The sequence below is a fragment of the Leptospira perdikensis genome (assembly GCF_004769575.1).
GTDB lineage: Bacteria > Spirochaetota > Leptospiria > Leptospirales > Leptospiraceae > Leptospira_A > Leptospira_A perdikensis.
On record NZ_RQGA01000003.1, the window covers coordinates 1,121,339 to 1,147,691 of the forward strand.

The 26,353-nt window shown below is 39.2% G+C and carries 25 protein-coding genes; 12 read left to right on the top strand and 13 right to left on the bottom strand.

Annotated features, from left to right (window positions below; all coding sequences use genetic code 11):
• The 4 genes from tig to bla all read left to right on the top strand — a co-directional run bounded on the left by tig (nucleotide 1) and on the right by bla (nucleotide 4,186).
• Complete coding sequence (gene tig / locus EHQ49_RS06545) at nucleotides 1-1,347, top strand: trigger factor (protein WP_135577476.1); 1,347 nt, start codon at nucleotides 1-3, stop codon at nucleotides 1,345-1,347.
• Nucleotides 1,348-1,350: 3 nt separating this feature from the next.
• Nucleotides 1,351-1,953: an ATP-dependent Clp endopeptidase proteolytic subunit ClpP gene (gene clpP, locus EHQ49_RS06550; protein WP_135577479.1), complete on the top strand. Its 603-nt coding sequence runs from the start codon at nucleotides 1,351-1,353 to the stop codon at nucleotides 1,951-1,953.
• A gap of 15 nt (nucleotides 1,954-1,968) precedes the next feature.
• Complete coding sequence (gene clpX / locus EHQ49_RS06555) at nucleotides 1,969-3,249, top strand: ATP-dependent Clp protease ATP-binding subunit ClpX (RefSeq protein WP_135577481.1); 1,281 nt, start codon at nucleotides 1,969-1,971, stop codon at nucleotides 3,247-3,249.
• A gap of 100 nt (nucleotides 3,250-3,349) precedes the next feature.
• Nucleotides 3,350-4,186: a subclass B1 metallo-beta-lactamase gene (bla, locus tag EHQ49_RS06560; RefSeq protein ID WP_135577483.1), complete on the top strand. Its 837-nt coding sequence runs from the start codon at nucleotides 3,350-3,352 to the stop codon at nucleotides 4,184-4,186.
• Here the strand turns inward: bla and rktP are convergent.
• The 3 genes from rktP to EHQ49_RS06575 form a co-directional block, all read right to left on the bottom strand.
• Nucleotides 4,163-5,257 carry an Arg-Lys translocation region protein phosphatase RktP gene (rktP, locus tag EHQ49_RS06565; RefSeq protein ID WP_135577485.1) on the bottom strand — a complete coding sequence of 365 codons (1,095 nt, stop codon included), beginning with the start codon at nucleotides 5,255-5,257 and terminating at the stop codon, nucleotides 4,163-4,165. The genes bla and rktP overlap by 24 nt on opposite strands.
• Nucleotides 5,254-5,970 carry a twin-arginine translocase subunit TatC gene (gene tatC, locus EHQ49_RS06570; RefSeq protein WP_135577487.1) on the bottom strand — a complete coding sequence of 239 codons (717 nt, stop codon included), beginning with the start codon at nucleotides 5,968-5,970 and terminating at the stop codon, nucleotides 5,254-5,256. The genes rktP and tatC overlap by 4 nt, the downstream gene beginning before the upstream one ends.
• Before the next feature lie 73 nt (nucleotides 5,971-6,043).
• Nucleotides 6,044-6,313: a Sec-independent protein translocase subunit TatA/TatB gene (locus EHQ49_RS06575; RefSeq protein ID WP_135577489.1), complete on the bottom strand. Its 270-nt coding sequence runs from the start codon at nucleotides 6,311-6,313 to the stop codon at nucleotides 6,044-6,046.
• Nucleotides 6,314-6,336: 23 nt separating this feature from the next.
• Between EHQ49_RS06575 and EHQ49_RS06580 the strand changes: the two genes are divergently transcribed.
• Nucleotides 6,337-8,238, top strand: coding sequence for a hybrid sensor histidine kinase/response regulator (locus tag EHQ49_RS06580; protein WP_135577491.1), 1,902 nt, complete (start codon nucleotides 6,337-6,339; stop codon nucleotides 8,236-8,238).
• Here EHQ49_RS06580 and EHQ49_RS06585 read toward each other — a convergent pair.
• Nucleotides 8,218-9,237, bottom strand: a complete 1,020-nt coding sequence (locus EHQ49_RS06585; protein WP_135577493.1) for an alpha/beta hydrolase — start codon at nucleotides 9,235-9,237, stop codon at nucleotides 8,218-8,220. The two genes, EHQ49_RS06580 and EHQ49_RS06585, sit on opposite strands and share 21 nt — an antisense overlap.
• 10 nt (nucleotides 9,238-9,247) lie before the next feature.
• On the opposite strand from EHQ49_RS06585, the gene EHQ49_RS06590 reads away from it, so the two are divergent.
• On the top strand, nucleotides 9,248-9,685 hold the full coding sequence (locus EHQ49_RS06590) for a copper chaperone PCu(A)C (RefSeq protein WP_244241376.1): 438 nt from the start codon (nucleotides 9,248-9,250) through the stop codon (nucleotides 9,683-9,685).
• The gene (locus tag EHQ49_RS06595; protein WP_135577497.1) at nucleotides 9,682-10,242 is read left to right on the top strand and encodes an SCO family protein; all 561 of its coding nucleotides are present in this window, start codon (nucleotides 9,682-9,684) and stop codon (nucleotides 10,240-10,242) included. The genes EHQ49_RS06590 and EHQ49_RS06595 overlap by 4 nt, the downstream gene beginning before the upstream one ends.
• Here the strand turns inward: EHQ49_RS06595 and EHQ49_RS06600 are convergent.
• Nucleotides 10,222-12,168 carry a M3 family metallopeptidase gene (locus tag EHQ49_RS06600; protein WP_135577499.1) on the bottom strand — a complete coding sequence of 649 codons (1,947 nt, stop codon included), beginning with the start codon at nucleotides 12,166-12,168 and terminating at the stop codon, nucleotides 10,222-10,224. The genes EHQ49_RS06595 and EHQ49_RS06600 overlap by 21 nt on opposite strands.
• Nucleotides 12,169-12,235: 67 nt before the next feature.
• Here EHQ49_RS06600 and EHQ49_RS06605 point away from each other — a divergent pair, with 67 nt between their 5' ends.
• The gene (locus tag EHQ49_RS06605) at nucleotides 12,236-12,640 is read left to right on the top strand and encodes a thiol-disulfide oxidoreductase DCC family protein (protein WP_135577501.1); all 405 of its coding nucleotides are present in this window, start codon (nucleotides 12,236-12,238) and stop codon (nucleotides 12,638-12,640) included.
• Nucleotides 12,641-12,643: 3 nt separating this feature from the next.
• Here the strand turns inward: EHQ49_RS06605 and EHQ49_RS06610 are convergent, their stop codons facing one another.
• Entirely contained in the window at nucleotides 12,644-14,020 is a 1,377-nt protein-coding gene (locus EHQ49_RS06610) for an ArnT family glycosyltransferase (RefSeq protein ID WP_244241377.1), read from the bottom strand.
• 206 nt (nucleotides 14,021-14,226) lie between these two features.
• On the opposite strand from EHQ49_RS06610, the gene EHQ49_RS06615 reads away from it, so the two are divergent.
• Nucleotides 14,227-15,378, top strand: coding sequence for a phosphoesterase (locus tag EHQ49_RS06615; RefSeq protein ID WP_135577506.1), 1,152 nt, complete (start codon nucleotides 14,227-14,229; stop codon nucleotides 15,376-15,378).
• A gap of 19 nt (nucleotides 15,379-15,397) precedes the next feature.
• On the opposite strand, the gene EHQ49_RS06620 is transcribed toward EHQ49_RS06615, so the two are convergent.
• From EHQ49_RS06620 to EHQ49_RS06635, 4 genes are read right to left on the bottom strand one after another with little or no spacing between them, the layout of a single operon-like run.
• Nucleotides 15,398-16,618 carry an LIC_12337 family protein gene (locus EHQ49_RS06620; RefSeq protein WP_135577508.1) on the bottom strand — a complete coding sequence of 407 codons (1,221 nt, stop codon included), beginning with the start codon at nucleotides 16,616-16,618 and terminating at the stop codon, nucleotides 15,398-15,400.
• Between the two features lie 3 nt (nucleotides 16,619-16,621).
• Nucleotides 16,622-16,825 carry a hypothetical protein gene (locus EHQ49_RS06625; protein WP_135577510.1) on the bottom strand — a complete coding sequence of 68 codons (204 nt, stop codon included), beginning with the start codon at nucleotides 16,823-16,825 and terminating at the stop codon, nucleotides 16,622-16,624.
• Between the two features lie 40 nt (nucleotides 16,826-16,865).
• Complete coding sequence (locus EHQ49_RS06630; RefSeq protein ID WP_135577513.1) at nucleotides 16,866-17,786, bottom strand: DUF4384 domain-containing protein; 921 nt, start codon at nucleotides 17,784-17,786, stop codon at nucleotides 16,866-16,868.
• Nucleotides 17,787-17,788: 2 nt separating this feature from the next.
• A complete protein-coding gene (locus tag EHQ49_RS06635; protein WP_135577515.1) occupies nucleotides 17,789-18,520 on the bottom strand; it encodes a FecR domain-containing protein in 732 nt (243 codons plus the stop codon).
• A 121-nt stretch (nucleotides 18,521-18,641) separates the two neighbouring features.
• Between EHQ49_RS06635 and EHQ49_RS06640 the strand changes: the two genes are divergently transcribed.
• Nucleotides 18,642-19,013 (top strand): hypothetical protein, encoded by a 372-nt coding sequence (locus EHQ49_RS06640; RefSeq protein ID WP_135577517.1) that lies wholly within the window; start codon nucleotides 18,642-18,644, stop codon nucleotides 19,011-19,013.
• Between the two features lie 244 nt (nucleotides 19,014-19,257).
• On the opposite strand, the gene EHQ49_RS06645 is transcribed toward EHQ49_RS06640, so the two are convergent.
• From EHQ49_RS06645 to EHQ49_RS06655, 3 genes are read right to left on the bottom strand one after another with little or no spacing between them, the layout of a single operon-like run.
• Complete coding sequence (locus EHQ49_RS06645) at nucleotides 19,258-21,114, bottom strand: adenylate/guanylate cyclase domain-containing protein (RefSeq protein ID WP_135577519.1); 1,857 nt, start codon at nucleotides 21,112-21,114, stop codon at nucleotides 19,258-19,260.
• Nucleotides 21,111-23,087 (bottom strand): glycoside hydrolase family 5 protein, encoded by a 1,977-nt coding sequence (locus EHQ49_RS06650; protein WP_135577521.1) that lies wholly within the window; start codon nucleotides 23,085-23,087, stop codon nucleotides 21,111-21,113. The genes EHQ49_RS06645 and EHQ49_RS06650 overlap by 4 nt, the downstream gene beginning before the upstream one ends.
• Nucleotides 23,088-23,091: 4 nt before the next feature.
• Nucleotides 23,092-24,411: an O-antigen ligase family protein gene (locus EHQ49_RS06655; RefSeq protein ID WP_135577523.1), complete on the bottom strand. Its 1,320-nt coding sequence runs from the start codon at nucleotides 24,409-24,411 to the stop codon at nucleotides 23,092-23,094.
• A 49-nt stretch (nucleotides 24,412-24,460) separates the two neighbouring features.
• Here EHQ49_RS06655 and EHQ49_RS06660 point away from each other — a divergent pair, with 49 nt between their 5' ends.
• Together EHQ49_RS06660 and EHQ49_RS06665 are read left to right on the top strand one after the other, a co-directional pair.
• Nucleotides 24,461-25,750, top strand: coding sequence for a glycosyltransferase (locus EHQ49_RS06660; RefSeq protein WP_135577525.1), 1,290 nt, complete (start codon nucleotides 24,461-24,463; stop codon nucleotides 25,748-25,750).
• Nucleotides 25,747-26,352 (top strand): hypothetical protein, encoded by a 606-nt coding sequence (locus EHQ49_RS06665; RefSeq protein ID WP_135577527.1) that lies wholly within the window; start codon nucleotides 25,747-25,749, stop codon nucleotides 26,350-26,352. The genes EHQ49_RS06660 and EHQ49_RS06665 overlap by 4 nt, the downstream gene beginning before the upstream one ends.
• Nucleotide 26,353 lies beyond the last annotated feature (1 nt).

Sequence of the window (26,353 nt, forward strand, 5' to 3'; positions counted from 1 at the left end):
ATGGAATTTACGGCAAAAAAAAATAACAACGCAACTTGTGACCTCAGCATTCAATTTAGCGCTGAAGAAGTCCGCACTGCCTACTCTAAGGCTTACAAAAATGCATCCGAAAAAGTAAAAATCCCCGGTTTTCGTCCCGGAAAAGCACCTCTCAATATGGTCGAAAAAGTTCTCGGTGATTCCGTGATGGATGATGCTGCTAACATTATGTTAAACCAAGCAATGGCAGACCTATTTGATAAATTGGAACACAAACCAATTCGCCTGCCACAGTTCCAAATGGAAACATTTGATAAAAATACGGGTGCCAAAGCCAAAGCAACTTATGACACCAAACCAGAAGTCACCTTACCAAAGTTAAAGAAGATCAAAATCCAACCGAAAGAAATTAAAATTTCTGACGCAGACATCCAAAAAGAATTGGAAGGGATTCAAAAAAACATGGCTCGTAACTCTTTGAAAGAAGAGGGAGAACCTGTAGAATCCGCAGATCTTTTAGAGATCAATTATAAGTTCAAAGAAACTGACAAAGAATATCCGGAACAAGGCCAAGTGGGAAAATTCCAAATGGGTGCTCCTCAAAATCCTCCGGGTTTTGAAACCAATCTTCTTGGGATGAAACTAAACGAAACAAAAGAGTTTTCTTTCACTTATCCGGACGCTTATCCACAATCTCCAGAGTCTGCTGGAAAAACCATCGTTTACACTGTAACCGTTTCTGCTGTTTACAAAGTAACTTATCCAGAAATTAACGATGATTTCGCTTCTGAAGTGGATGGTTCTGCCAACTTACAAGAGTTAAAAGAAAAAACCAAAAAACAATTATTGGAAATTTTCGGTAACGCACTCACTAAACGTGCGACTGATGACGCCTATAACGAAATCATTAAAGAATCCAAATTCATCATTCCTGAGTCTTTAATTTACGAAGAAACAGAAACCGTTTTCCAAAACTTTATGCGTGAATTTGGCCTTCCTGTTTCCTCACTTGCAGACTATGCAAAACGATTGAACAAGGAAGAAAAAGAAGTCCGTGAGTCCTTCTCCAAAGCGGCTGAAAAACGCATCCAAACCTATATTTTGAAGCAGAAAATCGCGGAAGACCACAAAATCCAAATTTCTGACGAAGAAGTGGAGGCCGGATACGAAAAAGAGGCAACTCAGCAAGGAATTACTGCCGAAACTCTGAAAAAAGAAGTCCAAAAACAAAAGGCGGAAACCTTCTACCGTGACAAATTCCTGTTTGATAAAATCGACGAGTTTGTATACGCTGAGGTAGAAAAGAAGTCGCCTAAGACCATTTCAACGGAAGAAGCAGAGAAAATTCTCAGCGGGAAAGAAGAGTAAACTATGTCTACACTCATGCCTTATGTAATTGAACAAACAAGCCGTGGCGAACGCCAATACGACATTTTTTCACGGCTTTTGAAAGATCGGATCATTTTTCTTGGATCTGCTATCGACGAAACTTATGCCAATGTGATTTCGGCACAGCTTTTGTTTTTAGAAGCAGAGAATCCAGACCGTGATATCTATCTCTACATCAATAGCCCTGGTGGGTATGTGAGTTCTGGCCTTGCCATTTACGATACCATGCAACTCATCAAACCTGAAGTAAGAACACTCTGCATTGGACAAGCGTCCTCAATGGCAGCACTTTTACTTGCAGGAGGAGCGAAAGGCAAACGTTCTGCACTTCCTAACTCTAGAATTATGTTACACCAACCTTACGGTGGTGCTGGTGGACAAGCATCTGATATTGAAATCTCTGCCAAAGAAATCATAAAGATCAAAGATAAACTGATCGATCTTTATGGAAGGCACACTGGAAAATCCTCGGACCAAATCCGTAAGGATACAGAACGAAATTTCTTTATGAGTGCTGATGAAGCTAAAGAATACGGCATCATCGACAACGTCATCCAAGAACGCAAACAGATGCCACAAGCCTAAAGGGGGGCTAACTCCATGACCAAACGTGCAAGCCAAACGGGAAATCCCAGAGAAAAATTACATTGTTCTTTTTGCGGAAAGGCCCAAGACGAAGTAAGAAGGCTTGTCGCTGGTCCTGGTGTTTATATCTGCGATGAGTGTATTTCGTTATGTAATGAAATCATCGCAGAAGAGCCGCAAGGTGGTGAAAAAACTGCCATTGTTGGAGACATCCCAAAACCTACCGAAATCAAAAAAATCTTAGATCAGTATGTGATTGGACAAGAACAAGCGAAAAAAGCTTTGTCTGTTGCTGTTTACAATCACTACAAAAGAATCTTCCATAACGAACGTAAGGCGGGTGATGTGGAATTGGAAAAATCCAATATCATGCTTATCGGTCCTACAGGTTCTGGAAAAACACTTCTCGCACAAACACTGGCTCGTATTTTAAAAGTTCCTTTTGCCATCGTAGATGCCACTGCTCTTACTGAAGCAGGTTATGTGGGTGAAGATGTGGAAAACATCATCCTTAAACTCATTCAAAATGCTGACAATGATGTCAAACGCGCTGAGATGGGAATCATCTATATCGACGAAATTGATAAAATTTCCCGTAAGTCGGATTCTGCTTCCATTACTCGAGATGTGAGTGGGGAAGGAGTACAACAAGCTCTTCTTAAAATCATTGAAGGAACTGTTGCCAATGTGCCACCACAAGGTGGACGCAAACACCCACACCAAGAATACATTCCTGTAGAAACCAAAAATATCCTCTTTATTTGTGGAGGAGCCTTTGTGGGCCTTAGTGACATCATCAAACAACGAGTTGGTGTAAAATCGATCGGTTTTCATTCCAACGAAGTTGTAAATGATAAAGGCCGTAAAATCGAAGAAGGGGAATCTGTGGTTCATCACGTGATCCCTGATGACCTAATGAAATTTGGCCTGATTCCAGAATTCATTGGACGACTTCCGATCATTGCCACTCTCGATGAACTAACCATCGATAGTTTGAAATCTATTTTTACAGAACCAAAAAATTCCCTTCTCAAACAATACCAAAAGATGTTTGATATTGAGAACGTAAAACTCAAATTCACGGAAGCTGCCATTGAAGCCATTGCTCAAACTGCTATCAAACGTGAAAGTGGGGCTCGTGGACTTCGTGCCATCGTAGAAGAGATAATGATGGAGCTCATGTTCCAAATTCCTTCCCGTAAGGATGTTTTGGAAGTGGTTGTGACAGATGAAACGGTTCTCAAAAAAGATGCACCCATTACCATTCTCAAAGGCGATATCGAAAAGATTGCTTAAAGCTCAAATGACAATCTCTGGATTTGAATTTTGAATCTAGAGAAACAATATAAAACCTATCTTATGGATAGGTTTTTGTTTTTATAGGGGTTAGTTTATCATGGACTTCTTTCGATTAAGAAACAGGCTTAATTTTATCTCTCGGTCATCTAGGATAGGGATTTTAGTTTTGATCTTTTGTATTGGGTTTTCATTGCTTCATTGCCATTTGCAAATAACTTCAGAATCCACTTCCCTCTCTCCCAACCAATCGAACCCTACTTCAGAGAGTAATCTTTCCACCAGTTTGGAATGGATTAAAATCAAAGAAACGGTTTGGATCCATCGCAGTTTTGGAGAATTTGGTGGGCAATTGTATTCTGCCAATGGCCTTGTGATCCTCACAAACAAAGGGGCTGTGGTGGTGGACACTCCTTGGACAGAAGCCCAAACAGAAGTATTATTTTCTGAGATTCAAGTTCGGTTCCAAAAAGAAATTTTGTTTCTCATTGTAACTCATGCACATGACGACCGTATGGCGGGAGTTCCTCTTTTTCAAAATAAGAATATCCCAGTTTATAGCACTTCCTTAACAGCGAAGTTAGCAAAGGAAAGGGGATTTGGAAAAACAAATCCGATCCTAGATATCCAAACAAGACTTCCTGCGGGAAACCAGTCTTTGGAAGTTTTTTTCCCTGGCCATGGGCATTCGGCGGACAATATTGTTGTTTGGCTTCCGGAGACTCATATCCTCTTTGGGGGATGTCTCGTCAAGGCACTGGATGCAAAAGATCTTGGGAATACCAAGGAAGCAGATTTGAATGAATGGCCCAATGCAGTGAAGAGAGTTTTGTCTCGTTATCCAGATGCAGAGGTAGTGGTTCCGGGTCATGGCGATTGGGGTAAGTTGGACTTACTACGCCATACGATTCGTTTACTTGTTTCGTCGAACCACTAAAATAGAAAGTTTTTCCATTGGGTTTGTGAGATTTCTTTCTGCCCCGAGAGCACTCATTTTTTTGGCAATGGCAAGTAACATCTGCCTAGAAGAACTTGGTCTTAAATCCAAAAGATAATCTACAAACTCTTCCATAATTTCAAAGGATGTGAGTCCAAACTGGGTGAGAGTTCTGTCACTGGCCCAAACCAAATAATCTCCAATTTCGATTCCATCAGCCATGGAGAGTGGATGTTTGTGGTTCGGGTACCAATGGTCGTCTCCACTCCCTTCAATCACTTGGATTCCATGATCAGAAAATTGGAATATGGGCATGTCCATATAGTGCAAAAAAGACATTTTATCTTCTTTGTTTTGGATTCCAAAAGCAGAGATTTTTAATTTTAAAAAAGTGAATTGGTGGAGGGCCGATTTTAGTTTCTCTAAAATTTCTTCGGTAGTAAAAAGTCCTTCTCCAAAAGAAGAAATAATTCCGTGAATAAAAACCTTTTCCGAAGATTCTAAAATTCCTGGTTCCATATGTCCAGCTAGGATTCCAAAAATTCCATCTTTTGCTCTTACGATGCGGATATAATCTGCTCCCGCATAACGCATGACAGATGGAAATACGGAAACATCGAACCCTGGAATTTTTGGAATATGTATGTCTGGGATCTGTTTGTTGACGGATGCTGCTTGATTGGTTTTCCAATCAAATTTGTTTTCGAATTGTTCTTCACCGAGACTTTCATCTCCCTGAAGAAGGGTAAATCGAACAGATTTATAAATTTTATATTCGTCTGATTCTTGATTTAGATTACGGATATCTTTCGGAAGTTCATTGTCTTGGATATGAGCAATGACATGAAGAATGTATTGGTATAAAAAACCAAGGAAATAATAGACCAAAAATCCTGTGATGAGTGAAAATACAAAGGAAGAATAAATCCCCACCAAGTTGAAGTTAAGTGTATTTTCCCCTTTTGGATTTTGCCAATGGGTGAATGTAAATTCTGCGAGTAAAAAATGGATAAAAAAGAAAAGGAAACTAATGATACCTAGGAGTACGGGAAGTTTAACGCGATAACTCATTTGCGGTCTGTGGTTTCCAATACTTTCATCACAATGGCAGAAAGGAAAAAAAGAAAACTAAGAGGAACCAGTAACATAAGCATTGAGAATACATCGGGGCCAGGGGAAAGAACTGCAGAGACAACAGCAATGATTAGTACCGCTTCTCGCCATCTAGAAATCAGAAAACGAGAAGATAGGATTCCAATCCTACCAAGTAAGATGAGAACAATCGGTAATTGAAAAGAGGCTCCAAACACTAGGTGCAAATTGAAAAACAAATCATAATATTCGTCAATCGGTAAATAGGGATCCACTCCATCGGGTCTGAGTACCACAAGGAAAACCCTTAGGAAATTTTCAAAAACAGTAAACCAACAAAGAGCAAGTCCTGACCAAAAGAGAAGGGTCGAAAAGAGGATGATGAATTTCCCCCATTTTTCTGTTCGTCTGTCCACGGCGGGAGCCACAAAACCCCAAAGGATGTAGAGTAAAAATGGCAAAGAAACAAGAACGGATAAGATAAACGACGTTTTTAGATAGATGAGAAACGGCGCCATCAGCTGGATCTGAAAAAAATGCGCATCTGGACCTAAAACGGATTTGTAAGGTTGGATGAGAATACTGTGGATTTCACTTCCAAAATACAAAGTGGCAATCATAAAGACCGAGACCACTAAAATGGAATAAATGAGTCTTAGGCGGAGTTCTTCTAAATGATCCCCCAGGGACATGTATTTTTCCCTGGTTTCGGAATCCTCTGGTAACGGAAGTGCGGTTCTTTTTTTCCCGGCCAAGGTTTAAATCTTATGCTTTTTTCTTTTTGGCAGATTTGGAAGCACCCGTGGAAGCAGACTTTGGTTCTTCTTGCGGGAAACTGGTTTGGGATGGTTCGTCTTCCTGGCCTGTTAGGGATTTACGAAATTCTTTGATTCCGGAACCCAAATCTTTGGCAAGGCTTGGAAGGCGTTTCCCACCAAAAAAAAGTAACGCTAAGAAGACGATGAGTGCAATCTCCCATGGTCCTAAATTAAAAAAAGCAATAGGTGCTTGAAAAGAAAACGGATTGGATGGCATATTTCCCTCTTAAGGCAAGAGTTATGCAAACGAATCTAGAAGCAAGCGGAATGATAGAATTCTTTAAGGTCTTGCCCAATCTATTTTCCGGTGGTGTGTATTTAACAGATCCAAAAACCGGTCAGATTTTATTTTCGAACGATTTTTTTAAAAACAATTTGGGCTGTCATAAATCCACTGGAGAATGTCTCGAGTCCGAACTTTTACAATGGGTTGCCGACGAAGATAAACCAAATTTTAGAGATCAGTTTTTGTTTCCTAATAAACATTTTGATCGTGACACCATCCAAGGAGATTATCGTTTTCTGATGCCGAACGAAATTCTAGTTCGGTGGTTTCAATTTGAAAAAAGAAAAGTCAACATTCCAAATATGGATTCGCAACTTCAAATTGTTTTTGTTCGTGATGTGACCAATGAAAAAACAAACGAAATCAACATTGTAGAACAAATTCAGTTTTTTTTGGGACTGTTTGAAAATGCTTCTGTAGGTATGGCCTTACAAGACTGGGAAGGTGGATACTTTAGAGTGAATCCCCGGTTTACCGAAATCACTGGTTATAGTTTTCAAAACTTAACCGATTTGAATATTAAACGAATTAAAGGTGAACCCATATCAGAAGAGGAAATGGAATACTTTGGTTTTTTTAAGGAAGGCGCAGAGGAGTCACGATTAACAAGGAAAGATGGTCGGCGGATCAATGTTTATCGAAGGATTAGTGCCTTTCGAAATTCGCAAGGGAAACCAGACTTTTATTATGTTTTTTTGGATGATGTTACCGAAAAAAAACAATTAGAATCTTATCAGTTACATTCTCAAAAAATGGAAACCATTGGAAGTTTAGCAACAAACATTGCTCATGATTTAAATAATTATCTACAACCGATACATGTTTTTTCTCAGTTAGGTGAAGAACAGATTCAGTCTGGAAAGTTTGATCAAAACAGGATTTTGGAATATTTGGGCAAAATTCGACTTGGTGCAGATAACGCACGTTCAATGATTCATCGTATCATTAAATACTCTAAGGTAAAAGATGAAAATTCTGCGACCAAAATAGAAATATCTTCTGTAGTTGAATCTACAATCCCACTTGTGAATGCTGGTTTACCAAAAAATGTAGAAGCACAATTTGATTTCCACAAATCACCACTCTATACTAAGTTAGATGCAGTTAGATTTTCTAAAATACTTTGTGAGCTGACTTCCGGTGGTCTTCTCGTTTGGGATGATAGAAAACGTGGTCTTGTCCGTATCCAAACATCGCCGGCAGATGAATTCAAACTTCTTGTTTCTATTGAATTTTCCGGCCTCTCTTTGCCGAGTCTTTCTGGACTCAATACACTTGATTTTGTGAACTTTGGAGATGAGGAGTTTCAGTGGGCAGGGATGCACCTAATAAATCGTTATGTGAAGAACTGGGGTGGCGAATTTTATATAGAAAAACCAGAGCCAATGACGGTTCTCATTCATATTTTTCTTCCATTGGAAGAAGCTCAAATTTTGTCTGGGACTACAAAATCTGGTCAAGGAAATAATCCTAAAGATGTCTGGTCTGAGATTTCCAAAAAAGAAATTTGGATTGTGGAAGATGATGAGGCGGCATGTGAAGCCATTTGTTTTGTTCTTTCTCAGAAACAAATTTTTCCCAAAGTTTTTCGTACTGCTTCAGCTGCTTTAGATCAACTGAAGACTAAAATCCCCGATTTTATTTTATCAGATTACCGCATGCGAGAAATGAATGGGCTTAGTCTCATTCGTAAAATCAAAAAAGTAAATCCCGAACTTTCTTCTGTTTTGTATACCGGAAATATGGATGGACTTGATTCAGAGGATCTAGATGCAGAAGGGATACTGGTTCGTTCCAAACCAATATCCATTGATGAACTTTATGAAACGATTTTGTTATCGTTTGGGTTTCTTTGATTTTTTAACTTCTTCGGCTCCCGTACTGTCTTTGATGAACTGAATGAGTTCTTTTTCGATTAGCTCCTTGTCTGTTTTTACATATTTAGAAAGTAAAACATGGGAACCATTTTCAATTTTTAAGAGTTTGTTTTTGGGGCTGTGACTGGTTCCCGATTGGATCAAGTCAAATACCTTTAACATGGCAGGAACAGAAGCCACAAAGTCATGTTCTCTTTCTGATTTGTAGTAATACATCAGTAAGGTGGGTGATGTGATTTTTGTATAAGGATTGTTTTGATCTATAAATCGTTTTAATTCTAAAATATTTAATAGGGCGCCATAATACTGATCTAAATACCAATACTTCGCTGATTCATCGCGTGGATCTGTTTTTGAGATTCTCATTTCACCTTTAATTGCATTGATAAATGATTTTCCCCAATGGAATCGAAAGATGTGCGCGGTTGGATCATCAAAATCGTAAAATGGTGATGCAAGGACTAATGAGTCAACAAGATCAGGATGTTTTGCTGCTAAATAAGTAGCAATGTTCCCACCCATACTAGTCCCCACTAACACTGTTTTGTGCCCCAGTTCCCTTGCATAAATCAAACTATCTTCCGCATCTTGAAGGTAACTTTGAAAATGCGTATTTAGATGGTCTTCTGGATTTGTTCCATGTCCTGGTAACCTTAAGTAATAGGTATTAGCACCGAAGTATTCCGTGAGTTTGTTTGTGACTTCTTCTCCCTCACCTCGACTCGCCCCAAATCCATGTATGTAGACAATCACTATCGGAGTTTTTTCTTCCGATACTCGAACGAGTAATTCTTCATTGTTTGGTCTTGTATTTTCTTTGGCGCTTATTGTTAGTTCATTTTGGTAAAAGGCGTCAAAATTTTCGAATTTACGAGAGGAATCATAATTGTATTCACCGATAGACCAGTTGTAAGTGGATACAAGAAATGAAGAAAGAATGAGAGTGATGGCAATCACCCATTTGATTATTATTCTCATCGAGGTTCTCTTGTTACGAAAGATAAATATAACAAATTCAGGAATTCTGTTACTAATTCAAGCCAATTTGTTTCTTTTCTGTCACAAACCAGCAGAACCCATCCAGTTCTGGATGACACACACCCCAGAAGTAGCAAAAACTGCCGCTGTGTATGGGGAAATTCAAAATCCCTATGAAACTGATGTGGAGATTCGAGCAGTTGTGAGTAATGGATACCAAACGGTAGATTTTCATGAAACGATTCTCGATGAAAACACGGGGATTGTTCGGATGCGCAAACTGAATTATCCCATCAAACTAATGGTCAAGGAAACGATCCATTTGGAAAGGTCAGGAAAACATTTGATGTTATACGATAAATTAAACCGTTCTGGAAATTTGAAATTGGAAATTGAATTTTCTAATGGTGAAAAAAAGATTGTGGTTGTAGAGGAAAGGTCATTATGAATAGAAAATTTATCTTGGTATTGTTAGTTGGCTTTTTTCTTTTAGGATGTGACTCCCAGTTAGAATTTACGGAGTTGCCAATCGGTGGAAATATTGAAGCCGTAGATAAAGACGGACATTCTGTTTCGTTTAAATCTTTTCAGGAACCAGTAATTTTGGTTTTTTTTGGGTATACCTATTGTCCAGACTTTTGTCCGAATACGTTAGCTAGGATCAAAGCAGCAGTAGAACCCCTGTCAGACGCAGAGAAAACTAAATTTAAAGTGGTTTTTATTTCTGTAGACCCTGTGCGTGATTCCCCAGAGACAACCACTAAATATGTAAGGTTTTATTTACCTCAATCGATAGGCCTTTCTTTCTCGGGAGGAATCACAAATCAAATTCTAAAACAATATGCTGCCTATGTAGAGAAAACGGAAGATGGCCAAAGTTTTGACCATTCTACTTATATTTACGTTTTGGATAAAAACCGGAAAACTCGAAAACTTATCAAGTCAACCGATTCTAAAGAAGTGATTACAAAATCCATTCAGGTTTTAAGCAGCAATTCCATTTAGGCGTAATAACGCATCTATCTCAGGATCTTTTCCGTAAAAATCACGAAAGAGATCCATTGCATTCGCCGATCCACCTTTTTCTAAGATTGTTTTTCTAAAATGAGCCGCATGTTCTAAATCAAACACACCTCTATCAACAAAGGAATAGTAGGCATTGGCGGATAGTAATTCGGCCCACTTATAGGAATAGTATCCAGCTGCATACCCACCAGCAAAGATATGTGTAAATGAGTTTTGGAATTTGTTGTAGGTCGGTGGGAATACAACTGATATTTCCTTTCTCACTTGATCTAAAATTTCTTGGACTCGGGATTCGTTCGGTTTCTCTTTATGGATCAATATATCAAATTTCGCAAATTCCAATTGTCTCACAACACCCATTGCTGACATAAAGTTTTTTGCTTTTACCATAGTATCGATGTAGGAATTAGGAATCGGTTCTTTCGTCTGGTAGTGTTTGGCGAAGAGTTGTAATACTTTTGGTTCGTAAGCAAAATTTTCTAAAAATTGAGATGGAAATTCTACTGCATCCCATTCCACACCATTCACGCCACTGACAAAGGCTTCGTTCACTCGAGAAAGAAGGTGGTGGAGAGCGTGTCCTAATTCATGGAAAAGGGTAACTACATCACTTGGTCTGAGTAGAGATGGTTGTGAATTTGTGGCTTTAGGGAAACTTGCGACAACAAATGCTATTGGGAGTTCCGTTTTGCCTGTTTCATCTTGGAAATGAGGTTTCCAGTTGTGCATCCAGGCCCCCCCTTTTTTTTCTGTTCGCACTTCCAAATCCAAATAAAGACGGGATCTCGTTTCACCATCGACAATTAAATCATAACATAGGACAGAAGGTTCCCAAACTGGAGTATTCACAACTTGGAACTGGATCCCTAAAAGTTTTTCCAAAAATTGAAAGGTTCCCGAAATGACTGTTTCTTTTTCTAGATAAGGGCGATAGATTTCTTCATCGTAAGAAAAGGATTCTTTTTTTAGTTTTTCTGAATAGTAAGTGAGATCCCATGGTTCGAGATCTGTTTGTCCTAATTTTTTAGCAAAGGTTTTAATTTCGTTTAGTTCTTGTAAGGCGATCGGTTTTGCTTTTTTTCCTAAGTGATCTAAAAATTCGATAACTTGTTCAGGTGTGTCAGCAACTTTAGTTGCTAAACTCAAATGAGAAAAAGTAGGAAAACCGAGCAGTTTTGCTTCCTTATCGCGAAGTTCCAAAATCTCTTCCATTAATTTACCGTTTTCTGGTGCCCGAGTGCAGTAACCATCATAGAGTTTTTTTCTAATCTCTCTATTTTCGCCATAAGTCATATAAGCAATATAAGATGGGAAATGTAATGTGAATTGGTAAGTTCCGTCCTCTTGTTTGGCAGAAATTTTTTCGCTTTCAGGAAGACCAATTACATCTTCTTCAGAAAGTTTTAGTGAAAAAGCATTCGTTGCATTTAATACGTTTTGTGAAAATTGGTTGGAAAGATCAGATTGTCGAATACGAAGTTCTTTCAATGCATCTTTGGTTTCCGAATTAAGACTTACACCTGACAATCGGAAGTCTCGGATTTCATTTTCTAAAACCTTTGTTGCCTCTTTGTTTAAATTGGTTTCTGAAGATTGGATTTTTAAAAGAGTCGAAAAAATCTCTTCGTTTTGTCCGAGATCTGTATAATACTCACTAAGTTTTGGTAAAAGCCTACTATAGATAGTTTGACTTTCTTCATTATTTTTTACTGAATTGAGATGAGAAATTTCTGTAACAAGATCACCGAGTTCTGTTTGTATTCGTTGGTATGGTTTTACAAAATTTTGAAATGTTGGGTTTCCTGTTTTTAATAGGGATTGGATGAATTGTTTGTTGGACTCCATTTTTTCTAAAATGGCAGATTCTTTTTTAGGAAGATTTTCGGAATGAAATTCAGGAAACATAAAGACCTCTATAGATTTAGACTCGATTTCAAATGGTTCTTCGCCAGTTTGGAAGTAGAGGAAAAGCATGCCACCGGAAAAAAGTAAAATTGTTTTCTTTGATGGAGTTTGCCATTTGTGTATGGGTTCTGTTCAGTTCCTTTTAAAACAAAACAAAAAGGAAAATTTGAACTTTTCCGCCATTGGTTCTCAAACTTTTCATACCTTACTCCCTAAAGATTCCTATTCCCACCTACCAGATAGTATTCTTTATTGGAAAGAGGGTTTGTTATATATGGAATCCGATGCTGTATTACAATTGGTTCGGGAATTAAAGTTTCCCTGGAATTTGTTTTATGGGTTTTCTATTTTTCCTAGATTTCTTCGTAACCCCATCTATAGGTTTATCGCAAAACACCGTTATCAATGGTTTGGCAAAGCAGAGGTTTGTATGATCCCTTCACCAAACATCAAAAAACGCTTTTTAGATTGATGACTATTTTTTCACAAGCCTAAGTTGTAACTTTTTGTTTCTGTCGTAGGCATAAACAGGTAGGATCTCTCCGATACTTTCCCATCCTAGACCCATCCCTTTCCAAATTTGAAAATCGGATTCGGAAACAAGAAAATATCCTTCCGTGTTTTTTAGATCTTCCCAGGTGATTTCTTGGATCGGTCTGTGATAATAATAAGCAAAACTGGGAATTCCATGCGCACCAAATGAATGTAATGTTGTGTTTTCTGGAACAATGGTTTGGATGATATTTGCCACTTTTTTTGTATCGGTTCGTAAGTCTGAAAACTTAGGTAGGATCACAAAAGATATAATGGCAATCATTATCAAGGAAACAGTTATGTATATGCGATACATATAGATTTGGTTGTGTTTTCTAGAGAGTTGGTCCCCGAGAAGAATGGAAAGAATAGGGTATGCTGAAAGTGGATAGGAAGGAAGTTTACTTGCCAATCCTTCATAAAAAATCCAAGAAAAAACAAGACCTAACAATAAAAATCGTTTCGAAGTAAAAATATAATCTGCCTCCTTCCATTTCCAAGGAAAAAGATCTTTTGTAATTCCAAATCCGTTGGTTTTGAGTAAAGCAAAAAGTTTCCATCCATTTTCGTAAAGAAAGGAAAGGTAAATTCTGGTCCACGGGAATAAGGTAATGAGAAATAACAGAAGATAGGTGCCAGGAGGGCCGGATTGTCCAAAGACGGGATCTGTGGCTCGACGAAAGATGTACCAATCCAACATCCATCGAATGAGTTCTCCCTTATCTTTTTGCCAAGAATAATAACCCCAAATAAGAAGGGGAAGGAGGGCAATAGGAAGCCATAAAAATGGATTCAATTTCCAAACTTGCGATCGGATTTTATTGACACTCAGTAGTAGGATACAAGTTCCTCCAAGAAAAATCAGGATGGGTGGTCCTTTGACAAGAAGTCCAAGGCTTACACTGAGCCAAAACAAAAGAACAAATCTTTTTTTGTTGGATTGGATCCAGTGGAAAAGTGAAACATATCCCAACATTCCAAAAAATACGAGAAGAGAATCCACAAGTGCAATTTTTCCGTTGAGTGGAAAGTACAAAGAAAAACTCAATATACTGAAGGCATAAAGTGCCGTTCTTGATCCGTACATAACGTTTGTCAGATGGTATGTTAATAAAGCAGTTCCTAAAATACAAAGGGCTGGGAAAAGTCGTAATACCCATTCCGAAACTCCAAAGATTTGGAATAACTTTGAACTAATCCAAAAATGGAGAGGTGGTTTTCTATGAGGTGTGGAGTAAGGAAAATCCTGACTTAGATAATCACCAGTCTCCAACATGGAGCGAGAAAAACCGGCGTAAGCTGCTTCATCTTGGTCCACAAGAGGTGAAGAATTCCCGTAGAACAAAAATACAAGCAAGATGCAGACTAGAATGAGAAAGGTGCGATGAACCGATAAGAATTTCACAGTCTCAAGGAAGAGAAAGGCCTGCTTGTTTGTCAAAGCAGAATTAATTCCTTTGTTTTGTATCCATTTTGTAACAAAACTGGAATCAAATTGGAAAGAAAGATCAGTAGAGTTGGATCATGCTTTTCAATGTTCCCGGGCCCATCGTTGACACAGGTAGGCAAACAGAACAACGACCTTCCCTGTGGAAGTATCGATATCTTCTAGTTCTACTTTCGTTACTCGGAATTTTGGTTGTTTATCAATTAGCAGTTATATTACTCCTTCGAAAATCGTTTGTTTTGTCTACTTCCCCTTTTCAAGGAACAACCCTTATCAATCCATACCAAAATTGGAAGGGAGACGGTCAGGAAAAAATCTCCTTACACGCACATTCTGATGAAGTTTGGTTTACTCCGGAACGACATACGGTGGACGAAATTCAATCGGAATACAAACGAGAAGGTTTTTCGAATATAGCGATCACCGATTATGGACAAATCTCTGAAAGAGAGAACTCCGGCTTCATTCGTGGATTCGAATGGGGACAAAATTTAAAAAAACGTCATCTTCTAACAATTGGAATTAAAAAGTCTTTTTATGATTATTTTCCAGTATACGCCACTCGCGAAAACTTAAACTGGGTTATGGATCGTATGAAAAAGTTAGGTGGTTATGTCATTATTCCTCACCCTAAACTATTTGATTCATTTTCTAGAGAAGAGATGTCTTCTATCGGTGGGTTTCAAGCTGTAGAAGTATATTCTCCGTTTGGTGATGATCCAAAGATATTGGATACGCTTCTTAGCCAAGGAAGGAATGTCCATTGTATGGCAAGTGACGACTTACACTATTTTCCTGAAGCTTCTATCAAACATTTTGACCAACCTACTTGGAAAAACATCATTCAAACTTTAGGAAACCAAAGAGGCCGTAAGGGAGAAAGTTTTCTTCGTTATATTGTGACTGCCGAAGGAATGAAAGATCAAACTTCTGTTTTGGCTTCTCTTGAGTCTGGATCTTTTTATTGTGTTAAAAAATTCTTCCAAGGAGCAGAAGATCCAAAAGTTCCGAAAGTTCAGGTGACAAAGAAGAATACTATTCAATTGAACTCAAAAGAACGGTATTTGGAGATTCGTTTTATTGGCCAAATGGGAGAAGTTTTACAAGTAAATCCAGATACAAACAACGCTGAATATACTTTTAAGGAAACGGATTCCTATGTGCGGTTGGAGATGATCGCACTCACAGGTTCCATTCTCTCCAACGCAATTTACAGAAATAACAATTAAATAACTGAATCACCTAACCTTATTTAAAGGTTAGGTTTTGATCAGAACCGTCAAAGGCATCCAAAAAAGCTTTGGATGTTGTTTCGTATTGTTTTACCGTTCCGAGGGCAGCTTGTCCTGATATACTTGCACCAAATGCTACGTAGGTTCGATTGAAGGCTTCATCCACAGACATAAAATCAGAACCACCAACTGTAGGGCTCGGGTAGTCAGCAGGAACTGCGGCGGCGGCAAGTTGGTCGGTCACATAACCATTGATATTAAAAATTCCATAAGACAACTGTGCACCAGGCACTGTAGCAACGGAAAGGTTACAAATTGTTTCTGGCCTTGTTGCACTCATGGTAAAGGTTGCTTTAGCGGTCGTTTGGAAAGGAGAGTCAAATTTTTGCATATAAGCAAGTGCATAGTAAATTTGGTCACTGGATCCCGTTCCTTGAGCAGTGTTACAGGCTGTCTTTAAATTGTCGAGACTAGTCGCCCCGGAAGGGTTTACTGCTTTGAGTTTGGTAAAAGTCAAACGGACTACAGAACGAAAACAGAGTTGTCTTCCGGAATCCACTTCTGTAAGAACGACGCGGCCGTGTTTACTGATCCAACTTGTGTTTTCGGGACCGTTTCTCCAAGTATAGGTTTGGAATTTGGTTCCATAGATGGAATCGTTTCCCGTATAACTTTCGGTGATGACATCGCCTACGTTGGCAAAACTTGGATTTCCAAAATCCACCAAACGATAATAAACCAAAGCACCATCATTCCCTAAAGTAGTATTGGGGTCATCAAAGAACAGTTGTAAGGAGGGAATCGAGGCTCCCGTTTTTTTGATTTCAAAAAAATGGTTAAATGTTTTCGTTCCTGTGTAAGCTGTGGAACTGATCCCCGCAGTTGGAGTGCTGATTTTGATCGTGAGAGTAGCGGAACCAAAACCGCTTAGGTTAACATTCGTGAGCACATCGTTACGGGGAGCTGAATTATTAAAATAACCTGCGTTTTTTAAAGCAAGGATGAGTGAATCGATAATTCCCGAGTTCCCGCGAGCCCAAGTGGCGGACTGGCGTACGAAACCCCAGTTGTCAGCACTGGTGGCTGACCAAAGTTTTTCCGAACCAATTCCTAAGTGGATGGATTCACTGAAGAGACTAGCGAGTTGTTTGTCTCTGTTGGATCGAGTGAGGCTGTTAAAATCAGCAACATGGAGGCTCACCCCTAAAAATAATAAGCAGTATAAAAACTTTTTCATGATTTATTCCGCAATTCCCTTCGGAACACAAATGGTAAATCCTGACTTAGGTCCAGAACAACCCGCAGCCTGGTTGTAAGCCCAAACGGAAAGTAAAAGGGCACTGAGTAGATCTTCTTTTTTATTGTCTTCTTTTTCGAACAAGGAACAAGCGAGAAGAGTGCTGAGTCCTAAAAGGGCGATGGATTTAAGGATAAGAGTTCTCATACCTTTAATAACAAAAGGTATGAGAGGATTTTGCAAGGATTTATCGAGAGAGGATTTGGTATTCCCACTCCATGACAGGAGTTTGTTCGATGGGGGCAGTGAGACTGTTCGTTACCATTACCATTGATCTTGCGGTTGTTTTGGTTCCTGTGACAGCTGGAGGTAGAAGTCTATAAAACGAATCTTCTTTCTTTCCACGGAGTTGGAATTCCTTCCATTCTTCCCGAGAAGCAAAAGCTCTGATTCGGTCTTTGGATGGAGAAGAAGCTGCTTTGAAGGATATACGTTTGTCGGGAATGGTTACCTTGTCGCCTTTACGAACAAAATTGTCGTTTTGGATTTGGTTAGGGAAAAGGAGGACTGGTTCCCCTTTTTGATTTTCTGGAACGAGAACTACATACACATAATTGTCTTCTGTGGATTCAATTTCGAAACGAATGGGTTCCCCAGCCACATAGGTGGGTTTTAGGGAATTGATTTTCAGTTGGGAGTTGGATCCTGTTCCTGTTTCGGAAAGAGCTAAGTAGATATTCTTCTTATCTAAAAATCCAAGGAAGTCGGATACAAGTGTTTTTGAAAGGCTTTCGGGGAGAGAGTTTCTGTATTCTAGTTTTTGGTGGAGGACATCTACAAAGGATATCACAGCCTGTCCATCTTCTGTAGAAACAAGAATGAGTTTATCCGTACCAGCGAGATTTTGTAGACTTTCGATTGTTTTCGGAGATGGGTTTCCTTCTTTGTCGAATTCCCAAACCTTTGTATCTGTCCCTTTTAAAGGAAGAGAGACCATCCCTCTTGAAGTAGAGTGGATTTGTTCTTTGATAAAATCGCGTAGAGCAATGTTATCCTCTGTTTGGGATATGGCTTCTACAGCAATCTTATAAACAGGGAGTTTTCCCAACTTATCCGAAGAAAAGAGGGAAAGGGAAATAACAGAAAAGAGAATTAGAAACTGTCTCATGATCAGTCTACCTTTCCTTGTCCTTTGTAATCATTCATGAGTTGGTCATTTTTTTCGTATTGTTCTTTGATACGTTGGTAGTTTTCTTCTTTGATTGCTTTGAACTCTTCGAAGATGCGCATTTTTTCTTTTACAAATTCATCCAAGATTTGTTTTTTCAAATCTTTTCCGGAAACGAGGACTTCTTCATTTTCTGCAACGAGAGTTTGTTTTCCTTTTTTGTCAGGGCTTACGGCAACCGTTCCTTCGTTTACATAAACTCCTGTTTCTACTTTGTTTAGGTCTTCGTCCACCCCACCAACTTCAGGAGTAGCGGCAAGGAACTCGGTTCCCCTAACACCGGCAACAAAACTAGGATTGACTACACTGAGTTGGTTTTGGCTTGGAACTCCCGAGGTCGGTTTGTGAGCTTTTACAAATAATTTTCCGCCGACTAGTTTCAATGTAGTGGATTTTGATTTGGGATTGAGTAGGTCTTCGATTTGGATAGAGGAAAACTTGGACAAACGTACGGTCGCCTGAGTGGCCAGTTGGATCTCGCAAGTTCCATCCTCCGTTGTGATGGTATCTCCTTTTTTTAGGATACTACCTAACTTTACTGGCTCTTTCGCTTTTTTGAACCGTGGTCCTGATAGGTAGTTTGTTCCTTGGACGAAACTGATGATCCCCACTTCATCCGCAATTAGGGTGGAGGTTACAAAAAGAAACAGAATGGAAACTACGAATCGAATCATGCCACTTTTATAACGGAACTCTCCCGTCTTACAAGCCAAAAAACAAAAAAAAAAAATCAAAAAATCCCTACAAAAGAGTCACTCTGGAACCAACCGAAGAATTCATCACCTATCCTTTGATATGTGGCATAAGATTTGGACTCTTTGGATTTTGGTCGGAAGCCTTTCTACTTCCTTACATGCAGAGGGGGAATTGTTATGGGAAGACTGTGTTTGGATTGGAATGGAGAGAAATGGGGTTTTGGGTTTGGAACAATCCTGTCAACCTGGTAAGTGTGAAGATCTTAAATTCCCGATTGAATACTTAAGTTGTGATACAAGCTTTCATCCAAGTGATAGTGAATATCATTTATCTTTTACTATTGGAAATAGATACTATGATTTCCTTAATGTTAATAAAAATGAAAAACATCTTTCGATAGAATATGATGGAACAATTAAACCACAAATTAGGAACGGATTTGATCTTTACCTAGTGCCACCACCCCAATAATCCCGCGCCAGCGATTGCAGCGGAAATCCTTTCGCATAGCGAAAGATTGGAGCGTAAAGCGCGGTCGCATGGTGGGATAAAAGTTTTCTCCACCAAACGATTGCGAGGCGCTCAAGTTCGATACCCACAAATCCTTATTCACCGTTCCCAAGTTCCCTGTTCCCCTCTGATGCGAGGCCAGAGATAGACGTAGCTTTCAGTCGGAGCCGGATTTTCGGCTGGGAGGAGTGGGGAATCGGGAACTTTATACTTTCCAAACATAAACAAAATCGGTTCTGTCTGCCCAGGGGAGAGGGAATTCGGTTTTGTGAAGTTTGATGGATTCAGCTCGTAGGTATTCGCGGATGTCGCGGTCACGGAAGATGGTTTCACTAAAGGATACTTCGCCGGAGTTGGTTACCGATTGGATTTTGGCTGTATAGTTGACTGTGTTTCCGAAGTAATCGATATTACTGTTTAGGTTCACCGCCAGACAGTTTCCTGTATGGATTGAGATTCGTATCCTAACAGGCGTATGTTGGTTTTCTGGGTGAAACCATTCCTGCATTTCTTTCGCTGCCTTTAATGCCTGTAAGGGGCTAGAAAAACTAGCCATCACCGCATCACCAATTGTTTTTACCACAACCCCTCGAAAGTTTTGGATGATTTGGTTTGTTTTGATAAAATGTTCTCTCACTTGTAAAAAAGCACCATGATCCCCTTCGGATTCATAGAACTTAGTCGAACCAACTATGTCTGTGAATAAGATGGTTTTGATTCCTATATCAAGTTGTAGATTGGTGGCAATGGCTTCTTCAGAAAAAAGATCTCGAAATTCTTGGTAATTGAAAATTTCGGATGGTCTAAGGCTTGTTTGGTCTTCGCTTCTTTCTTCTAAGATGATGGTAACATCGGATTCGGATTCGTTTTCAAACACTAAATTTGGTTTTGGAGAAACCTTGATTTCTTCTTCTTTGGTTTCAGGAAGCCATAAAATATCTGTTTGTGGGTATGAGGATTTGATATCCACTAGTCGGTATTTTTTGTCGCCTTTTTTCCGCAGACGAAAAACACCTGATCCAATGAGCAAACTTGCCGAATAGGATTTTTTCGCAGGAATCGTTTTTGTCAGTAGGATATGTTGTTTGGTCGCCGGTTCTGCTGCACAAAAAAATTGTTTTTCTATGATTCGGATGCTTGGGTGGAGGTGAAAGGTTACTTCAATAGAGTTCACTCCAGTGGTATCAAAATCAATTTCACAAACTTCGCATTCGTCTTTGGCTGGTAAATCGCTAAGTCGAGTTAGGCTTGTTCGAACTCCACGACAATGTGGACAGACAATATCCCAACTGAGAGTGAAAATTCCCAATCGGCAGCCCTGTAAAAATAAAAAAAGAATTTCGTCGGGATCTAGGTCTAAATTTCGGCTAACTTCTTTAATGCGAATCCGATCAAGTTCGTTATCAGATGCCGTTTTGATCCAATCGAAAATTGCTTTAACTGATTCTTTAGAAATACCTTTGTTGATTAGGTTTTGTGTTTCTTTGTCTAGTTTTTCGGGATGAATCCATTGGGCTTCTGGAACAAAAGAAAACTCTTTACCGGGGACCACTGCCTTTTTTGGTTTTTTACGTTTGATCTCTTCTGCGATGTCATTCAAAGCTTTGCGAAAAGAAATTTCCAATTTTGGCATTGCATATTGCAAAAGTTTTCTCATAAAGAAATTTCGAGGAATCCAGCCAAAATATAAATAAACCTTACATCTAGATTCACCTAACGTTTCTAAAATGATTCGACTGCGAACATAATGTCCAAATCCTTTGCTGTAAATCCTTGCATTACCTATTTCTTTGAGATACTCCCATTCCCAAGGGACTTCTTCCCATTCTAATCGAAAACCAACTTGCCTGGTTTTTCCCATTAGCTTTCCGTTTTGTTCCTGGTAGTCATATCTTGGCATACCAACCCTTTTGTTGAGGGCCGAAGTATCGATCAAATGTGGCCACATTTCTTCCCTAGTGACAGGTAGGTCAAATTCCCAAAGAGAATCCATGGGAGTTGCGAGATTTTTCCAACGATCTTCCCAAGGGTATTTTTGTAGTAAGGATTGTAAATCGATCATAGTGGTTTTAGGATGAGGCTCGCTTTCCCCCCATTTCCTTTGACTCTAAGTTCCCCTTCAGTTTCTGAAATTTTTTCCGCATTGGAAAGTACAATTTGTACGCCGTTAGGGTAAACGAAACGAGGGACTTTAATGATACATGGTTCTTGTATGGCAACATCAGATAACCATTCGAAATGAAATTCACGAATCTCTAAATCGTATTTCATTTTGATAGGAGTTCCTTGTGAAAAGGCAGCGTAAGGGCGACAAAACCCTTCTATAGCACGGCCTCCACCTCCATATACGTCCGGATCAGAGCCTGGAATGATTTGGTCCTTGGAAAAAATGCTGAGGTCCTCTTGGTTCCAACCATCTCCTACCATTAGATCGTTTCCATTCGATGCTGTATAATTCCAAAGAGTGTTCGATAAAAAAAGATGATCCATCGCATTGTACATAGCATCAAGTGCCATCACATGCCGTTTCCAAATTTTTGGAGAATGGTTGCCTTTTTTCCATTCTCTGTATGCCTTCCCACCTTGTAGGTCGAAGGGGATTCCGAATTCGCCAATAAGGCTTGGGATTTTTCCCGGAACGGAATCGGCGGTGTTTTTAATGCGAGTCAACTGGCGTATATACATCGATTCGATACCCGATTTGCCGAATACCGGTCGTTTGGTGAGTGTATCTATGGCAATTGGATACAGAAATGTTTTGAAGAGTAGAGTGAGGATATCATACCAATGGGCAGCGTTTACTGCGAGTTTCGGTGCTTCTCCATTTAGATGCGGATGGGTGAACGCGTCGGAGGCTTCTCGTTCAATAAATACCATCCAGTCTTTTCTGATCTCTTGGATGGTTTCGCCGACCGTGCGCATAAAAGGAATCAAGTAGTCTGCATCAAAATCAATAGTCCGTCCTTTTACCGTTTGGAAAAAATCATTTTTTTCGATGTAAGGTGTTCCGTCCTTCGTGATGGTGTAAGCGCCTTCCAATTGGAATGGATCTCCAGGGGAATCCGGTAACCAAATGGACACTTGATTTTCGTTGACAGTCACTGTTTTTGTCGGAACAAATCCACCTTTCCAAACTTTGAGTGTAAGGTATGGTAAATCGATCGAATGTCCATGGGAAGAGAATAGGGCATCGATTGGTGACCAACCTAGTCCTGGTTTGGCGGGATCTTCATCTGTATTTTTGAGTCCACGATCGTTCATTGCACGACCAATAAATCCCTTTCCAGGTTCATTCAAAGAATCAAAACCCAAAACAAAATCGAAATGTTTCACTCTTTCCGCAATTTGTTTCATACAACCTAGATAGTGGCCTTGCAGATAATCTTGAACATTTTTTCCATCGATTAGGAAGTTAGGTGCGAAATCCTTCCCTCCAAAAAATAAAGTCCAAAGGATGGCATTCCCAGCATAACGATAGTTTTGTGACCAGCACATAAGGGGATAATTTTCTTCCTGGCGAATCCCGGGCCTTGTGTAGTCATAAGCCCTTTGCATGACAATGGCCGCATCCGCTTCGGAAAGTTTACGATAATCGATTCCTAGTTTTTCAAAAATCCAACCGGGGGCACCGTCTCCTCCCGTCATCCGTGACCAGACGTCTTGGTGGAAATCAACAAAAACATAAAAACCATACTCACCAGCCAAACGTACGATTTCTGTAAAATAGTCTAAATATGCTTCATCGTATTCATTTGGTCCTTTGTGTTCGACTGCTTCCCAAGTGGTTAATAAACGAAGAACGTTAAATCCCCATTGTTTGAGCCTTGTAAAATGAGTGTCTGCTTCGGAGAGAGGAAAAGGTCGGCCAATAAAACTCACTTCTTTGTGGTCTGAAAAATCAGAGGGGAATTGGGTCCCACCATTAGGAAAAGGAACCTTGGTGTCACCTCCCAAGTTGATTCCACGTAAAATTACTTTTCTACCGCTCGCATCTACAAACCATTCGCCTTGGGGTGAGAGTTTTTTTGGTGCCATCGATTTATTGCCCTGCCTCTAATTCGTTAATATTTTTTTCTGACTCGGCATAGAGATTGAGATAACCGAGTAAAAAATAAAATACAATCAAAACTTCATCATCTTGAAAATAACATTGTAAAAGTCCAGAAAAGAAAAACCCGACGAGTCCATAAGTCATAAATCGAATTTTTTTGGGGATCTTACCATTTAAGAGAGTGTATAAGATGCAGGCAAATAAGATTAGATAGAGAATGCCTTGTGGTCCACCAAATACGGCTGTTAAATGAAAATAATCATTGTGAGCATGCCCTCTTTGTGTGACTTCATAAAAGAAACTGAGTTCTTTGTTTTCCTTCTCTTTTTCTTTTCTTGAAATTTCGATTTCTTTATGATAGTTTCCAGATCCAATTCCAAAAATGGGATTTTGTTCGATGAGCGGGAAAGTAGAATCCCAGATAAAAGTTCTTCCCGAATCAGTATGTTTTTCCCCACCAAACAATGGATCTACTACTCGTTTCACTGCGTTTGTAGTTTTATATCCAGTAAAAACAACGACGAGAAATAGTAAGCTAAAGATTCCGATACGTTTTAGCATTTTTTTGGAAATGTCTTTATCAATAAAAACCAATATGTAAATACCAAAAAGAGTACTCACTAGTGCACCTAGAAGCGAAGATCTAGCATTGTTAAATAAAAATACGATTGATACTAACAAAAGTAATATGGCATTGATAGAAATTTTGGAAATGGATTCTTTTTTATACCAAGAATCATACAATCGGAACACAAAACCGGGAAAAATGAATGCAAGTAAACCACCAAAGGTTAGATGAGTGTTCATAAGTCCTATGGGTAGGTAAATGTTTACATGAGTGATTTTTCCATAATGGTGTTGGTAAGGCCAAGAGGCAGAGGTTTTATAAAGATCGGAAATCAAACGAGATAGTCTTGTCATGGAAAAAATGGAGATAAAACCAGTAATCACGATCACAAGAGCAAAAATAAAAAAAGTTTTATAGAGATACTTTTTGTCTTCAGGCCTGATCCCTTGAACAGAAATAAATGCTGTAACAAGAAAGATATCTTTCATTTCATCACGAAACGCATGTTTAATGGATTCGAATTCAAAACCAGAGGCAGCGAAATGATACAAAACGGTTACAATTTGCCAAAGGTAAAATAAAAATAGAATTTTGACCAAATTGCTTGTAAGTTTTGGTTTTTCGGGGAGGAAGAGGAAAAAAACAAAAGATAGGAGTAAGAAAAGTTGGCTTAAGGAAACGGAGAGCGCGCAGGAAATGATGGACAAGGTTAGAAACGAACGATAGATTCGGTAATACATAACTTTGGATGAGACTAATGCTTTTCTCCAATTTGTAAAGAGGTAACAGTTGCGAGTCTTATATTTTTCCGATACTTTTTTGCCAAAAACCGACGGAGTTGCTGTTTCCATTAAGAATTTTTCTGAACTTTTAGCCCTCCGTGGGCATGAGTTTTGTATTTGTGCTCCTAAATACGGTGATGGGGACTTTGATCGGATGACTGATAATATCCAAGTGGTTCGGTTCCGGTCGGGATATTTGCCAAGTTACCCCGATATCAAAGTGGTTTTGCCCTCTCCTGGAAAAATCAAACGCATCATTGAAGACTTCAAACCCGACCTCATCCATATCCATACCCCGGGTCTTCTTGGACTTTATGCAGTGAACGCGGCGGAAAGATTTGGAGTTCCGACGATTGGAACTTATCATACGTTGATGGCGGAACAAGAAATGTATGTTTCCTTTTACCGTTTATTCAAACTCGATAAACTTTTTTTTAAGGCTAATAAGTTTAAGAAAAAACTGAATATTGATGAATTAGATAAAATTGTAAAATTTGATAATTTTAATATTCGTAAAAAAATCATTCTTAAAATTTGTAACGATATTTATAACAGATGTGATGTTGTAATTTCTCCAAGTCATCTTATCAAAGAACAACTTATTGAATATGGAATCACTCGTCCGATTACAGTTGTTTCCAACGGAATGGATTTAAAAAGATTCCAAGGAACACCTAAAATTTATGATGGTGGTGACAGTCCTAAGTTTTTACATGTGGGACGAATTTCTTATGAAAAAAACTGTGATGTGGTACTCAATGCATTTAAAATCATTCATGAATCTTATCCAAAGGCAACACTCACCATCATTGGAGAAGGTCCTGCAATTCCTTCCTTAGAACGTCAAGCAGAACATTTAGGGATACAGGGTGTAGTTAGTTTTAAAGGATTTATCCCCAATGCTGTGTTACACGAAGAATATCCTAAATATGATGTATTTTTGACAGCCTCAACGATGGAAACACAAGGCCTAGTTGTTTTAGAAGCCATTGCTTGTGGTCTTCCTGCTGTAGGTGTAGATGCTTTTGCCTTACCCGAACTTATCCGTCACGGAGAAAACGGGTACATTGCCAAATCTTTTGATTTCAAAGCAATCGCTCAAAGTGCACTGACAATTGTTCGTAACCCAGAAGAATATGCGAAGTTTTCCAAAAATTCCATTCAGATTGCCTCAGGCCATGAAATGGAAAAATGTGTCGATGCGATGGAAGAGGTGTATTCGAAAGTGATCGAAGCAATGAAGGGTAAAGTTAAAAAATCAACTATCTTTGATTTGTTTTTTGATTTTATGCAATGACAAGTTTTATATCTCTTGAGTTACGTTCCCTCATTACGGGGATCGCTATATTTTTAACTTTTTACGCATACATTCCTTATATCAAAGGGATTTGGACGGGTACTATCCGTCCCCATGTATTTTCGTGGATCATTTGGGGCGCCACCACCTTTATCGTGTTCTTCGCTCAAATTGCTGGAAATGGCGGAGTGGGAAGTGCACCGATTGGTGTTTCGGGAATCATTACCATTTTCGTCGCATGTATCGCATACAAAAAACGTGGTGATATCGAAATTACCAAATTCGATTGGTTTTTCTTTGGGTTGGCAGTTTCTAGTTTGCCGTTTTGGTTTTATTTTTCGGACCCTTTGGCGGCGGTGATTGTTTTGTCTATCGCCGATATTTTGGGTTTTATACCGACATTTCGTAAAGGATACTTCCTTCCCAACTCCGAACCAGTGGGATTTTATCTTATCTTTTTGTTTCGTAATTTTTTGGCTATGGCCGGACTTGCTGAGTGGAACACAACAACCTTACTGTTTCCAGGATCTGCCGGAATCGCTTGTGTGGTTTTTGTGGTTATGATAAAAATAAGAAAATCAAAACTAGAAATGATGTCTTAGT